The organism is Photobacterium sp. GB-1 (assembly GCF_003026165.1).
Taxonomy (GTDB): Bacteria; Pseudomonadota; Gammaproteobacteria; order Enterobacterales; family Vibrionaceae; genus Photobacterium.
On the sequence record NZ_PYOB01000014.1, the window covers coordinates 51,917 to 65,568 of the forward strand.

Genomic DNA, 13,652 nt, shown 5'->3' on the forward strand with positions numbered 1-13,652 from the left:
GCGTTTCACAGCGATTTAAACCAGTATTACACTACACATATGTCATATAGATATAGTTATAATAAAAATGAATAAACAACACGCTAAACCATCAAAAATCACCCTATTTTGGTTCGCTTGCTTAAGCATGCTGGGCTTTTTAGCCACAGATATGTATTTACCTGCGTTTGAAACGATTCGTGCCGACTTTGCTACAACCCAATCTCTAATCGGCCTTTCGCTAAGTATCTTCTTACTTGGTATGGCATTAGGCCAACTGGTTTACGGCCCACTGTCTGATCGTATTGGACGTATTAAAGTACTACTTGGCGGTATTGCGCTATTTAGCCTTGGCTCTTTAGCCTCTGCTTTTGCGTCAAACATTGAAGTGTTCTTATTAGCACGTTTCGCTCAAGCATTGGGTGCATGTAGCGCAACGGTTATTTGGCAGGCAGTGGTTGTTGACCGTTACGAGGGTAAAACTTCTGAGCGTGTATTCGCAACCATTATGCCGCTTGTCGCGTTATCTCCAGCATTAGCACCATTATTAGGCGCACTGCTTGAGCATCACGTAGGCTGGCGCAGCATCTTTATTGCATTAGTCGGTTTTGGTGCTGTTTTAGCAATGCTAACGCTTAAAGAAAAAGAAAGTGCTGCATTAGATAAAGAGCAAGAAAGCGTAACGGTTCAACTACGTAAAGACTATAGCCAAATCCTACGCTCTAAAAAGTTCTGGGGTAACATGGTTATTTTCGCAGCATGTTCTGCGGCATTCTTTGCTTACTTAACAGGTTCGCCATTTGTTATGTCTGCAATGGGTTACTCAGGTGCAGATATTGGCCTAAGCTACGCACCACAAACTGTGGCATTTATTGTCGGTGGTTACGGTTGTCGTACTTTATTAAACCGTTACTCAGGTAAGCAACTTCTACCGTGGATTTTAGCGCTATTCTTTGCAAGCGTAGCAGTAATGTTCGTTATCTCTACGACAACAACAGTAACAACAATCTGGCCTATCTTAATCCCATTCTGCTTCCTAGCTGTTGCGAATGGTGCGATTTACCCGATTGTTATTAGCTCTGCACTGTCTGACTTTAAAAACTGTAGCGCAACCGCTGCTGGCCTGCTTAACTTTATGCAGACTATGGTGTGTTTTGCAGCAAGTGGTTTAGTTTCAGCGTTTGCTGCACACGGTCTGTTAACAGTAACAACTGGCATGTTCATTACTGGCTTTATTGCAATCGTTGGTTTTGTCCTAGTCGTTCAAGCTCGTAAAGATGAGCAAGATGTTGAACTACAAACTGCGTAATATGCTTTAACCCATCTACATACTGGGTTAACACAAGGGGGAGCTGATAATTCAGCTCCTCCTTTTTTGTTTCCAGTCTATTCAACGTGCTCGTCCACCTCAGCTAGACATGAAGCCACTCGCAAAATACAGAGCTTGAAATGAAATATCAGAATAAAAGCGTCGACAAAGGAAGATTTTAACTAGCCAATAATTGCTTGGTATTAGATTTAACATTAGTAATTGGTATTAGATTTAACATTAGTAAAGTGATGTGACATTCATTCAAGCGTCAATCTATTGAGCAACTAAGGTATTTCCAATGCTAGATACGTACCTCTCTTACATCAAAATATTAACGAAAGACTTTGCGAAATATTTTCTCGCTACGGTGTTAGTACTCAGCATAAAAGGTGAATTGTTCAACATCGGCTTGCGAGTTTGGTCAGACAACGAGATGTCATTTTATGAAGATGGTTTGTGGCAAATCACTTTGATCTTATCATTCTTGATTACTTGTTGTGTGATGATAAATAAATATGCACCTGAGTAGTTGCTCTATAATGCGATTTCTTAATCAAATACAGCATTAGATAAAGAGCAAAAAAGCGTAACGCTCACTACGTAAAGAATGGAGCCAAATCCTACGCTATAAAAATTCTGGGTAACATGGTAATTTTTCAGCGTGTTCTGAAGCATTCCTTGGTAGCTTATTTAACAGGCATGTTCATTACAATGGTTAAACCCTAAAGCTTGGATTGCATGTGTTGCTGGTGTGTCAATGTTTTCAGAAGCCAATAACAATCACATCTTTTTAAGTTTTGTATTTATTTACTTTATCGTTTGTTATCTATCATTATTTTCTTGGTCTCTCTTAGGCAGCAAGGTCACTCTCTTCCTTAATAACGAACTGAGACTAAAAGTATTCAATCTTTTTATGGGCTGTTTATTAATTCTCACCGCTTGTTATTTACTCTATACACAATTTAGTTAATGAATAAATCCACTTAATAGGGAGCTAATCATTAGCCCATATTTTCATACCTCACATCTCGCTTTCAAATCACCTTAATTAATACCAAAAAATTAAACTTTATATTAATCAATTACGTATTAGCTTTAATGTGTAAATGGAGAGTAATTGATGACAAGCAGACAAGAGTCACTATCACGTATCATCGAGATGGCTTGGGAAGATAGAACCCCGTTTGAAGCGATTGCAATACAATATGGTCTGGATGAACAAGGTGTGATCAAGCTAATGCGCCAACACCTTAAGCCAAGTAGCTTTAAACTATGGCGACAGCGCGTATCAGGAAGAAAAACCAAACACTTAAAATTGCGCTCACCATATGTCAGTCGTGGTTACTGTCCGACACAATACAAACAGCGTTAAACACGTTTTATAGGGTTATTAATGCGCCCTATTCTTACAGCACTTACCATTAATTTAATATACAGTTAAACGTGAATCTCTTCCTTTCAGCTCTTTAAACTTACCAACTTGACTAACCTTCATACTAAAAAGGCTTATTTCCTAACGTTCTAATTTTACCTCGATACTTTCCTTTTACTGTGTAGCAAAATTTTTCTTCACCAGCAACCTACTTTAACGTAGCAAATAATATCTATGTCGCATTATTAATTGTGATAATAAATATCAACTATTTTTATATCCTTACTAAGAAATACTTTTACTAAAGCTAAAATTAGAGAATTAGCAAGGTAAGTTTAATTATTTCAATATTCATCTATATAATTCAATATTTAAGTAAAAACTCTATTATTTAAATTCAAAAGTAAAATAGCGCTAACATATAGGCTTAATATAACTTTCTCCAATTTTGAACATTAATTATTCATAAAAAACATATCATCCAAGCCATTGACTAGAATGAAAAATTACATTTTATTCATCTTTTTATTTTCCTTAGTAAAAAAAATTATTGACTGAAATAAGTATTCTTTTTATAAGTGCAATTGATAAGCGATATCATTTTCGCTTGTTAATTATTTTATCTATTAGTAATTGGTTGGAGAAATAAATAATGGCAAATACTATTGCCTTATTAGGTAACCCTAACTGTGGTAAAACGACTCTGTTTAATGCCTTAACTGGCGCAAGACAACGCACAGGCAACTGGGCTGGAGTTACTGTAGATAAAAAAGAAGGAAACTACTCTTACCATAATAAGAATATAAATATTGTAGATTTGCCTGGTATTTATTCTATGTCTTCATCCGATGAACAAGGTTCACTCGATGAGCGCATCGCTTGTGAATATATTCTTTCTAATGAGGCTGATCTTGTCGTTAATATTGTCGACGCGGCCAATATTGAGCGAAATTTATATTTAACATTACAACTTCTTGAAATGAAAATTCCATGCATTGTTGTACTTAACATGTTAGATATTGCTAAACAAAAAAATATAAATATCGATGCGGAAAAGTTAGAATCTGAACTTGGTTGCCCTGTTGTTTCATTAGTTGCAAATAAATCTAAAGGACTCGATGATTTAAAAGGCTCGATTGAAAAACATTTACAAACAAAATCACTGCCTCGTCTATTTACTCAATTTCCTATTGAATTAGACCAAACCATTTCTCAGCTTTCTGACGTATTCGATGATCAAATAATTGTTAATAATAGAAAGAAATGGCTTGCTATACGCTTACTTGAATCAGATTCATCAGCCAAAAAATATATAAACGGTACAGATATCACCTCTTTTGTCTCTCAATTACAAGCCGATTTTTCAAGCACACATAATGAAAATATTGACTTATTAATTGCTGATGCGCGCTACCAAACTGTCGCCGAGATCATTCATCATTGCATCTCAAGTTACCATGCAGGACAGCATAATCTGACTCAATGGATCGATAAGATTGTACTTAACCGTTATCTGGGGATCCCGATTTTCCTCATCGTGATGTATTTAATGTTTTGGCTATCAATAAATATTGGTGGAGGGCTTCAACCTATTTTTGATGAAGGCTCTGCAGCAATATTCATTAATGGCACCGCATGGTTATGTTCATCACTCGGTTTTCCTAGTTGGCTAACTGCAATTTTATCACAAGGGCTGGGTGGCGGTATAAATACCGTTATGCCCTTTATTCCTCAAATTGGTTTGATGTTCCTTTATCTATCAATATTAGAAGATAGTGGTTATATGGCGCGAGCAGCGTTTGTTATTGATCGCTTTATGTCTACGATTGGATTACCAGGAAAATCCTTTGTTCCGCTTATTGTAGGGTTTGGTTGCAACATACCTTCCATTATGGCGTCACGTACCCTCGATACACCAAGAGATCGTATCTTAACGTCTATGATGACACCCTTTATGTCTTGTGGCGCAAGGTTAGCAATTTTCGGCGTTTTCTCAGCAGCTTTCTTCCATGGTATGGGAAGCTTTGTCGTCTTTTCTCTCTACTTGCTTGGTATTTTTGTCGCCGTTATTACTGGTTTTGTGCTGAAGAAAACCTTATTAACGGGTGAAGCATCACCTTACATAATGGAATTACCAACCTACCACCTCCCAAGCGCTAAAACGACGCTTATCCATAGCTGGAGTCGCTTACGTGGATTTTTAGTCAAAGCGTGTAAGATCATCATTCCGATTTGTGTGCTAGTAATGGCGTTGAATAGTGTCAATTTTAAAGGACAAGTTATTGAAAGTAATAACCAACAGAATTCAGCCCTATCAGAGATTGGTCGTTGGGTAACACCTGTATTGTCTCCCCTTGGCGTTAATGAGAAAAATTGGCCAGCCAGTGTGGGATTATTAACAGGATTTTTAGCAAAAGAAGTGGTTGTCGGCACTTTAAATACCCTATACACCGCAGAGTTAAGTAACAATCAAGCCGCAGATGATGGGCAATCTTTCCACCTACTGCCTGAATTAAAGGTGGCCTGGCAAGATACCATTGATGGTGTTGCCAATAGTTTTTCTTTATCAACACTTAAAAATCCGATAAAAGCCAGTGAGGCTGACGGCTCAATGGGAACAACCGCAATGGGGCAAATGCACCAAGAATTTGGTTCAATGGCGGGTGCCTATGCATACTTAATCTTTGTTTTACTTTACGTGCCTTGCGTCTCTACTATTGGTGTTATCGCCAAAGAAATTGGTCGAAATTGGGCTTGGTTATCGACAGCATGGGGAGTGGTTGTCGCCTACGCGCTTTCAATCGCCTTCTATCAAACCGCGACTTTCAAAGCACATCCATTAGAAAGTCTGCTGTGGTTATTTTTTGCTTTGAGTATCGTCACTGTATTTATTATAGGGATTAAGCGCTTATGCAATAAAGTCGATTGGCAAATGTCGATACCAGACACACCTGCGACACATAACTGCGGAGGATGCCATTAATGATATCGCTAATTACAGTAAGAAATACGGTACGTGATGCAAAAATCATTTCCTTTAGCCAACTTACAAAGCGTTTGAAGTGTGAGCCAAGATGGTTAAGTGCATTATTAGATGAATTAATTTTACGTGGAAAAGTTGAGAAATGTGATTCATCGCCTTCTTTAGCTTGCGGGAAACATTGCCAAAATTGCCAAACGCAGACAACAGACCCTGTCTACAAATGGTGTGAAAATAAAATCGCTATTTCGCTATGCTAATAGCTAAAGCATAATGAAAAAAGACCAACATATGCGTGGTCTTTTTTTATGTCTTATCAACACCTAGCGTCTTAGGTAGAGCCTACATTCTCGAAACATCTTTGATTCACTTTAGCGCTTTTTTTGCTAGCTCAAACCATTGCAATGCTTTTTGCCTTTGTGATTCGCCATACAATTGAACGAATATTTCGTCATGTAATCTTTAGAAGAGCTAAGAGCAGTAATACGCCCTTCAACATACGATAAGGTTAAAGGTTATTTGCAAAACAATAATGCAGTGATGTCACTCTTGAACTTTGCGGAATGATCGCCGTATTCATATAGGCCTACCTAATGATAATTGAAAATAGGATCAATCTTTGTATTGAATTTCTTTCATTTCCATCAGCGATTTTACGTCAGCACTGTACTCTGCAGTCGGTCTTATCAGTAACCGAGGAATACCTATTGGCTCACCGGACTCTAAGCAATAACCGTAGCTACCTAAACGAATTCGCTCTAACGCCAATTTGATTTTGGGCAAAAGTTTTTGTTCTCGTTCAACAATTCTTAAAGCAATGCCTGATTGCTCTTCTAACGTTGCGCGATCACTGACATCACTTAAATCACTCGCATCTGCCGTGTGCCCCATTTCCTCTCTCGCAGATTGAATGTGATGAGATGTCGACTCATAGAGAGCAATCAATCTTTGTTTAAAAAACGCCAATTGATAATCATTCATGTAATTATCTTCAGGCTCTTGCAATATTTGTTCTTCAGTTAGCATTCTAATTTCAGTGTTGTTCATGTTATTTCACTCATGTTATTAACAATCAAACAATCTAAAAGCTTGCCTTCCAATTCATCATCTAATGTATCTGCGATAATTTCGACACGGCTTTCAGCACACTCATCAAGCTCAACCTGTGTGATTCCATCTGCCGTTTTGTTATAACCAAAGATCCCATCAGAAGTAATAAACACGGCCTTCATTCGCTCAACATTCAATGTTTGAAAGAGCTGATGTAATGATTGACGATCAAAGACTTTTTCAGATGCAAAACGCCAGCCAATACTTTTGAAACCTTCACCTTGGTTAGTAGCTTTTATCATGCCACTTTCAGGTATCAGCTCTTCTGATAGTGCTTCTTCAGATACACTTGTCTGCCTATCACGATGGAGATAAGACGTCGGTAATACTTCTATACGGGTCTCACCATCAAACTCATTAAATGGGATCACACCATGTTTAGCAAAAATCACTTTGGTTTTTAGGCTCGCAACTTGCGCGACAAAAGCTTTCAACTTTTCTTTATCTTCTGCTTGATAAAGATCGGTCTTGTTTCCTACCACCGTATCGGCAATTGCAATCTGTTGCCTAAAGGTATCATGTGAGGTATAGCGAGGATCGGATAACTTCCTTGCATCCACTAATGTGATATTTTTCTGTAACGATAAGACATCGCGATAGTATTCAGTAGAGAGCACTTGCATCACTTCTTTAGGATGACCAAGCCCTGTGGGTTCGATGATCAAACGATCCGGTTTTGCTTCTGAAAGTAGTTGATTAAGCGCAATTTGCATTGGTAACCCAGCGGTACAGCACATACAGCCACCAGGTACTTCGCGGATAAATATTTGTTGCTCGTTACCGCCTTGACCTTGCAGTAAACTACTATCGACACCAATTTCACCAAATTCATTCACCAGCACAGCCCAACGCTCGTTATCAGGTTTACTTTTCATTAAGTGAAGAATGGCTGAAGTTTTCCCGACGCCAAGAAACCCAGTAATAATGTTGGTTGGTACCGCTAAAATTGGCGATGATATCTTAAAGCTCATTAGCAATCCTCCTGTATCCCTGAACCAGTTCGTGGTTAGCAGATACAACCGATTCAGAAAAAGCGGAATATTCAGGTGGGACTTTCGAAATACTATTTAAGTCAAAACCTGTACCAATATTCGTCATTGGCGGGACATGAAAATTTTCAGGCAGATCTAATCCATCGACAACGCAGTTATGACGGATCACACACCCTTCACCAATAACGGCATTAAATACCACAGAGTTGAAACCAATAAACACATCATCACTCACCTCACACGGCCCATGAATGATTGACCGATGAGCAATAGAAGAACGCTCACCAATAGTGACTGCAGCCCCCGCTTTTGAGTGAATAACCACACCATCTTGAATATTGGTATCGCGTTTGATCACAATTGCATCCATTTCGCCCTGCTCATTTACTTCATCAGCACGTATTACGGCATAAGGCCCAATGAAAACGTTATCTTCTACAATCACTTTGCCACAAATAATCGCAGTAGGATCAATAAACGCAGTTTCAGATATTGTTGGCATATGCCCTGTAGGGTTTCTTCTTAGCATCTCTTTTTCTCTTCACTATTCGCGCAATCATTCGCAACTTTTAATTCCCCCCTTACAGCAAAGTCGTACAGGGAATAGTTCAGTCACTACTCACGCAGTAAATCAAACATTAATGAAACGTTATAACATAACAATAATGGGTTATCTAGATGCTACTCGTACGTAAATATCAATGGTGTTTATTCTAACTAAGCTTATTGTAAAACAATTGATCAACACCGCCACGATGTCGCTTTCAACACATCGTTTTACTCTCTTTAATACATCTCAGTAAATCCCGTTCTTTCTCTTACTATATTCTCATTTTCGCTACCCATAATTGCACAACCACAATCTGAATAATTATCCAAGTTGGGTTCTTCTTAAAAAACACACCACTTAGTCAATTGTTAACATGCTATTACATCAATTTTCGCCAGCTACATTTAAACGTTAACCCTTGGTTTTAATTAGAATATAAAACCAACAAAAGACTAAGAATTAAACAATAAATTAACAAATTAAATTATTTTCAATTTTTTATTGCATAGAATTACAACTTAAGTAATATAAACCACAAGTGAGAACAAATGCAGAATAAGCGCATGGGCATTCAAGTTAGAAACATTAATAAATTCTATGGTAAGCATCAGGTTTTACACGATGTAACCTTCGAATGTAATAAAGGTGAAACGCTGGTTTTACTTGGCCCAAGCGGTGCAGGTAAAAGCTCTTTACTACGGGTATTAAACCTATTGGAAGATGCTTCTGCTGGCGAGCTGAGTATTGCAGAAAATTATTTTGATTTTAAAAAAACAATCGTTGAAAAAGATGGTTTAAAACTGCGTCGTAAAGTTGGCATGGTATTCCAACAATACAATTTGTGGCCCCACAAAACTGTGTTGGAAAATTTAATAGAAGCACCAGTAAAAGTGCTCGGTATCGATAAAGCTCAAGCGAAAAAAGAAGCGTTAGAGCATTTATCAAAATTACAGTTAGCAGATAAAGCCGATGCATGGCCTTTGCAACTGTCTGGCGGCCAACAACAGCGTGTTGCAATTGCACGTGCGTTGATGATGAAGCCTGAAGTGTTGTTATTTGATGAGCCTACTGCGGCGCTTGATCCTGAGATCACAAGCCAAATTGTACAAATCATCAAAACATTAAGCGGCACAGGCATTACCCAAGTTGTGGTTACCCACGAAGTGGATTTTGCAAAAAAAATCGCCAGTCATGTGCTTTACATGGAAAACGGCAAAATTATTGAACACGGCAGTAACGAGGCGTTTAGTCACCCTAAAACCTCACAATTTGCTGACTACTTAAAACATTAACGAATTATATCCCCCTCTATATTCGTTCGTAACAGACGCATGGAGTATCGCGATGAACAAAATTTTATTAGCTAGCATTATCGGTCTGGTTTCTTCTCAAGCTATGGCGCAAGACATTAAGTTTGCGATGGAAGCAACCTATGCCCCTTTTGAGTACATGGATGAGAATAATCAAATCCAAGGCTTTGACGTTGATATTGCTAAAGCCCTATGTAAAGAGATGGATGCTACCTGTACTTTTCATAACCAATCTTTCGATAGCTTAATTCCAGCTCTTAAATTCAAACGATACGATGCAGCTATTTCAGCAATGGACATTACTGAAGCGCGTCAACAGCAAGTCAGCTTTACTCAACCTTATTACGATAACGCTGCTGGCTTTATTTCAATCAAAGGTAAAGTCGCTGATGTTGCCGCCCTTAATGGTAAGCGTGTTGGGGTACAAAATGGTTCGACTCACCAGAGCTATTTAACCGATCAAATGTCAGGTGTAACTGCGGTTCCTTACACCAGTTACCAAGATGCCTTTATTGATATGAAAAATGGCCGTATTGATTCGATATTTGGTGATACTGCTGTTATCGCTGAATGGTTGAAAAAAGACGATAACCTTGCGTATGTAGGTAAGCCTGTGACAAACCCTAAATACTTCGGTAACGGTTTTGGTATCGCAGTAAACAAAGGCAACCAAGAATTGGTTACACAGTTGAATACGGCACTCGCTAAAATTAAGCAAGATGGCCAGTATCAAGTTATTTTTGATAAGTACTTTGGTAAGTAAATTATGATGTTATCGGGATATTCTCTTTCCCTGTTAGAGGCTAGCTGGATGACAATCCAGCTCGCTTTTACCAGTTTAGCGGTTGGATTGGTGCTGGCTATGTTGTTTGCTGGCGGTGAGATGTCTCGATTTCGCTTCGTGGCATGGCCAACGACAGCCTTAGTGACAGTATTACGAGGCTTACCTGAACTACTGATTGTTTTATTCATCTTTTTTGGTTCAGGTCAGATTTTATTTTACATCACGGGTGATTATATCGAGATCAGCCCTTTTCTTTCAGGTGTTATTGCGCTTTCACTGATTTTTGCCTCTTATGCGGCGCAAACTATCCGTGGTGCCATTAAAGCTGTGCCTAAAGGACAAAGAGAAGCAGCCAGTGCGCTTGGGATCAGCAAAGCAAGAACATTTGTCGCTATTATTATTCCCCAAGCGATCCGTCATGCATTACCAGGGTTAACTAACCAATGGTTGGTGTTATTAAAAGATACCGCCTTAGTATCGCTCATCGGTGTGACGGATCTTCTAAAACAAGCACAGTTAAGCTCTGCAGCAACGCATGAAAGTTTTACTTGGTATGCAACAGCTGCGGCAGTGTATTTAGTGATCACTCTAATTACACAACAAATTATTAAACGGATTGATGCGAAATATAGCGCTCAAGAAGGTTCAAGCAACGACAAAAAAACGGTTGTTGAAGGAGCGATGGCATGAATGAACAACACTTCTGGCAATTAATGGATGGCCTTGCCACCAGCTTACAATTGACCGTTGCATCGTTATTAGTTGGCTGTACTCTCGCTCTCTTAATGACGATGACATTGATTTTAAGAACCCCTGTTTTGCATTGGTTAAGCCGTGGCATCATTACCCTATTTACGGGTACACCTTTGTTAGTTCAAATCTTTTTGATTTACTACGGACCGGGGCAATTTGAAGGTATTCGTGAAAGCTTTGTATGGCAATGGCTCAGCCAACCGTGGTTCTGTGCGATGTTGGCACTAGCATTAAATACTGCCGCTTACAGCACTCAACTGTTTAAAGGGGCGTTTGATGCAATTCCTAAAGGTCAATGGCAAGCATGTCGTGCGTTAGGCATGGAGACCAAAACGACATTACATACCTTGTTACCTTTTGCCATTCGTCGTTCTGTACCGGCTTACTCTAATGAAGTAATTTTAGTGTTTAAAGGTACATCGCTTGCCAGCACTATTACTATTATGGATATCATGGGTTACGCTCAACGTATTAATGCTCAAACCTACGATACGTTAACTGTGTTTGCCATTGCTGGTGCTATGTATCTTACCGTTAATGCCCTGCTTTCTATTGCGTTTAGACTAATAGAGAAAAAAGCCTTGGCGTTTGAAGTGGCGAATTAAATTTCATCTTTCACCGATTAAAAAGCCGATAATACACTTATCGGCTTTTTTATTTTTAAAGGTTAAGCTGAAGCAAATGTTTTATTTCTCACTGTTTGTTGCTCTTCTTTTCTATTAGGCACAGTGTCTTTTACTTTTAAGAAAATACAAGGTACACCCATCGCAGCCATAAACCAGAACATATTTATTTCAGAATGATGCATTAACCATCCGCAAAATACAGATACAAGCGCTAATACAAAACCTGCAGGAATAGCATGGTATAATGACTGTAAAGAAACATAATTATGTTTTCGATTTTCTTCCACATAACGAACCGAAGATAAAATCGTACCAGAGAACGTAATACCATGTAGAATCTGACAGAATATAAGCACATATATATCATTTGTCGCTGCGGTTAATCCCCAACGCACCACAACAGCAATTGCAGCAAGTCTAAATAATGTTGATACTTTCCAATTAGCGAACGCTTTACGACTAATTAAGTAAAAAACGATCACAGAAATTGTCGATAGGCTCCATAAATAACCAATCGTATCAGAGTTTAGCCCCTGTTCTTTCCAGTAGACGGTACTGAAGAAATAATAACCACCATGGCTTCCCTCTAACAAAGAAGCGACCAATAAAAATAATAGTGTCTCTTTACAACATAAGACTTTGAAAATATTCTTTCTTTTTTGCTCATCATGGTGGCATACCATAGGTACTGCTGGCTTCATTAGCGTACCTAGTAATGTTGCACCCAAGCCAATAGCTCCCATGATTGGTACAGAACTGACACCAAAGTTCTGAACAACCCATCCCATACAAGCTGACGCAACCGTTAATGCAACCGCTCCCCATAAGCGAGTGTAGCCATAATCGAGTCTATCATCTCGAGCATAGTGATTTGATATCGCATCCGAAATCGCTACCGCAGGACCAATTGCTAAATTAAATAACACGAGTAGTAATGCAAGTACCCAAAATGTTGGCGTAATCGTACCTATCCAGATAAACGCAATAAAGCCTAGCAAGCTTAAAAACATTGACCAACGAAGGAACGGTATGAGATGCCCAACCTTGTGAAATAAAGGTGTTAATGTAAAGTTGATCACACAGCGAGCGGCAAGTCCAAAACCGATCAGCATCCCGATATCGGCATCTGAAATCCCTAATTTTTCTAACCATAATCCTCTAAAGGGTAAATACACCCCATACGAGAACCAGAACATAAATTGATACGTGGACATCCATACTGATGGTCGACAATTAAGCATTCGTACGATTACTCCTTTCAATGTTTGAGTAACAGTAACGAAAATAGTTATCATTAACAATTTGAAGAAATACCAAAAAATAATTAAAAACAGCCACATTACATGACTGCTTTTAGAATAAACTGAAAAATATTTTGATTTATTCCTTTAATTTCTAATGTTTTCTCAAAACAGATGTTGCGAAAATGTAAAATAATCTATCTTTATAAATGTGCGTCTATATTACGACTTCTATAAATAAGATAAAAAGGGAGATGAGCATGTCTTTAATCCTATCCATTAAGCGGTTTTTGTTTGTGGTTTTAGTTGTAACTCCCCTCGTTTCATCAGCCGATGAAATGACACCGAAACAACAATTTGAGATCGGGAAACAAAAAGCCCTTGTTTGTATGACATGCCATGGTGTCGATGGTATTTCAGCAACGGATACCTATCCCAACTTACAAGGCCAAAAGCAACAATATTTGGTCGCTGCACTTAAAGCATACAAACAGAATCAACGTGTTGATGGTTTAGCGATATTAATGCAGGGTTATGCTAAAGATTTAAGTGATCAAGATATGAAGGATCTCGCGTATTACTTTAGTACAGTAAAAACAGATACCAGCCATCAATCACAATAAACGGCATTACTTGCTAAGGT

The 13,652-nt window shown here is 38.5% G+C and carries 14 protein-coding genes; 10 read left to right on the plus strand and 4 right to left on the minus strand.

From position 1 onward, the window contains the following. The first annotated feature begins 67 nt into the window (after window positions 1-67). The 5 genes from punC (at window position 68) to C9J45_RS13975 (ending at window position 5,903) form a co-directional block, all read left to right on the plus strand. Window positions 68-1,288 (plus strand): purine nucleoside transporter PunC, encoded by a 1,221-nt coding sequence (punC, locus tag C9J45_RS13950; RefSeq protein WP_107287632.1) that lies wholly within the window; start codon window positions 68-70, stop codon window positions 1,286-1,288. Between the two features lie 301 nt (window positions 1,289-1,589). Further along, window positions 1,590-1,820: a hypothetical protein gene (locus tag C9J45_RS13955; protein WP_107246936.1), complete on the plus strand. Its 231-nt coding sequence runs from the start codon at window positions 1,590-1,592 to the stop codon at window positions 1,818-1,820. Window positions 1,821-2,411: 591 nt separating this feature from the next. Next, window positions 2,412-2,663: a TIGR03643 family protein gene (locus tag C9J45_RS13965; protein ID WP_107246933.1), complete on the plus strand. Its 252-nt coding sequence runs from the start codon at window positions 2,412-2,414 to the stop codon at window positions 2,661-2,663. Between the two features lie 652 nt (window positions 2,664-3,315). Further along, window positions 3,316-5,646: a Fe(2+) transporter permease subunit FeoB gene (gene feoB, locus C9J45_RS13970; protein WP_107287633.1), complete on the plus strand. Its 2,331-nt coding sequence runs from the start codon at window positions 3,316-3,318 to the stop codon at window positions 5,644-5,646. After that, window positions 5,646-5,903 (plus strand): FeoC-like transcriptional regulator, encoded by a 258-nt coding sequence (locus C9J45_RS13975; protein WP_107287634.1) that lies wholly within the window; start codon window positions 5,646-5,648, stop codon window positions 5,901-5,903. Before feoB ends, C9J45_RS13975 begins: the two co-directional genes overlap by 1 nt. A gap of 352 nt (window positions 5,904-6,255) precedes the next feature. On the opposite strand, the gene C9J45_RS13985 is transcribed toward C9J45_RS13975, so the two are convergent. From C9J45_RS13985 to C9J45_RS13995, 3 genes are read right to left on the minus strand one after another with little or no spacing between them, the layout of a single operon-like run. Further along, the gene (locus tag C9J45_RS13985) at window positions 6,256-6,690 is read right to left on the minus strand and encodes a TraR/DksA C4-type zinc finger protein (protein WP_107246928.1); all 435 of its coding nucleotides are present in this window, start codon (window positions 6,688-6,690) and stop codon (window positions 6,256-6,258) included. After that, entirely contained in the window at window positions 6,687-7,724 is a 1,038-nt protein-coding gene (locus tag C9J45_RS13990) for a GTP-binding protein (RefSeq protein ID WP_107287635.1), read from the minus strand. Before C9J45_RS13990 ends, C9J45_RS13985 begins: the two co-directional genes overlap by 4 nt. Beyond that, entirely contained in the window at window positions 7,714-8,274 is a 561-nt protein-coding gene (locus tag C9J45_RS13995; RefSeq protein ID WP_107206387.1) for a carbonate dehydratase, read from the minus strand. The genes C9J45_RS13990 and C9J45_RS13995 overlap by 11 nt, the downstream gene beginning before the upstream one ends. A 584-nt stretch (window positions 8,275-8,858) precedes the next feature. Here C9J45_RS13995 and artP point away from each other — a divergent pair. From artP to artM, 4 genes are read left to right on the plus strand one after another with little or no spacing between them, the layout of a single operon-like run. Further along, a complete protein-coding gene (gene artP / locus C9J45_RS14000) occupies window positions 8,859-9,587 on the plus strand; it encodes an arginine ABC transporter ATP-binding protein ArtP (RefSeq protein ID WP_107206477.1) in 729 nt (242 codons plus the stop codon). A 52-nt stretch (window positions 9,588-9,639) separates the two neighbouring features. Then, window positions 9,640-10,368: an arginine ABC transporter substrate-binding protein gene (locus C9J45_RS14005; protein WP_107287636.1), complete on the plus strand. Its 729-nt coding sequence runs from the start codon at window positions 9,640-9,642 to the stop codon at window positions 10,366-10,368. A 3-nt stretch (window positions 10,369-10,371) separates the two neighbouring features. After that, complete coding sequence (gene artQ, locus C9J45_RS14010) at window positions 10,372-11,079, plus strand: arginine ABC transporter permease ArtQ (protein ID WP_107246923.1); 708 nt, start codon at window positions 10,372-10,374, stop codon at window positions 11,077-11,079. Further along, window positions 11,076-11,747 carry an arginine ABC transporter permease ArtM gene (gene artM / locus C9J45_RS14015; RefSeq protein WP_107206384.1) on the plus strand — a complete coding sequence of 224 codons (672 nt, stop codon included), beginning with the start codon at window positions 11,076-11,078 and terminating at the stop codon, window positions 11,745-11,747. Before artQ ends, artM begins: the two co-directional genes overlap by 4 nt. A gap of 62 nt (window positions 11,748-11,809) precedes the next feature. Here artM and C9J45_RS14020 read toward each other — a convergent pair whose 3' ends face one another. After that, on the minus strand, window positions 11,810-13,009 hold the full coding sequence (locus C9J45_RS14020) for a 3-phenylpropionate MFS transporter (RefSeq protein WP_107292668.1): 1,200 nt from the start codon (window positions 13,007-13,009) through the stop codon (window positions 11,810-11,812). Between the two features lie 260 nt (window positions 13,010-13,269). Between C9J45_RS14020 and C9J45_RS14025 the strand changes: the two genes are divergently transcribed. After that, window positions 13,270-13,632 carry a cytochrome c gene (locus C9J45_RS14025; RefSeq protein ID WP_107246920.1) on the plus strand — a complete coding sequence of 121 codons (363 nt, stop codon included), beginning with the start codon at window positions 13,270-13,272 and terminating at the stop codon, window positions 13,630-13,632. Window positions 13,633-13,652 lie beyond the last annotated feature (20 nt).

Coding starts and splice junctions, on each gene's coding strand:
- punC (WP_107287632.1), top strand. CDS start 68: ATGAATAAACAACACGCTAAACCATCAAAAATCACCCTATTTTGGTTC.
- C9J45_RS13955 (WP_107246936.1), top strand. CDS start 1,590: ATGCTAGATACGTACCTCTCTTACATCAAAATATTAACGAAAGACTTT.
- C9J45_RS13965 (WP_107246933.1), top strand. CDS start 2,412: ATGACAAGCAGACAAGAGTCACTATCACGTATCATCGAGATGGCTTGG.
- feoB (WP_107287633.1), top strand. CDS start 3,316: ATGGCAAATACTATTGCCTTATTAGGTAACCCTAACTGTGGTAAAACG.
- C9J45_RS13975 (WP_107287634.1), top strand. CDS start 5,646: ATGATATCGCTAATTACAGTAAGAAATACGGTACGTGATGCAAAAATC.
- C9J45_RS13985 (WP_107246928.1), bottom strand. CDS start 6,690: ATGAACAACACTGAAATTAGAATGCTAACTGAAGAACAAATATTGCAA.
- C9J45_RS13990 (WP_107287635.1), bottom strand. CDS start 7,724: ATGAGCTTTAAGATATCATCGCCAATTTTAGCGGTACCAACCAACATT.
- C9J45_RS13995 (WP_107206387.1), bottom strand. CDS start 8,274: ATGCTAAGAAGAAACCCTACAGGGCATATGCCAACAATATCTGAAACT.
- artP (WP_107206477.1), top strand. CDS start 8,859: ATGGGCATTCAAGTTAGAAACATTAATAAATTCTATGGTAAGCATCAG.
- C9J45_RS14005 (WP_107287636.1), top strand. CDS start 9,640: ATGAACAAAATTTTATTAGCTAGCATTATCGGTCTGGTTTCTTCTCAA.
- artQ (WP_107246923.1), top strand. CDS start 10,372: ATGATGTTATCGGGATATTCTCTTTCCCTGTTAGAGGCTAGCTGGATG.
- artM (WP_107206384.1), top strand. CDS start 11,076: ATGAATGAACAACACTTCTGGCAATTAATGGATGGCCTTGCCACCAGC.
- C9J45_RS14020 (WP_107292668.1), bottom strand. CDS start 13,009: ATGCTTAATTGTCGACCATCAGTATGGATGTCCACGTATCAATTTATG.
- C9J45_RS14025 (WP_107246920.1), top strand. CDS start 13,270: ATGTCTTTAATCCTATCCATTAAGCGGTTTTTGTTTGTGGTTTTAGTT.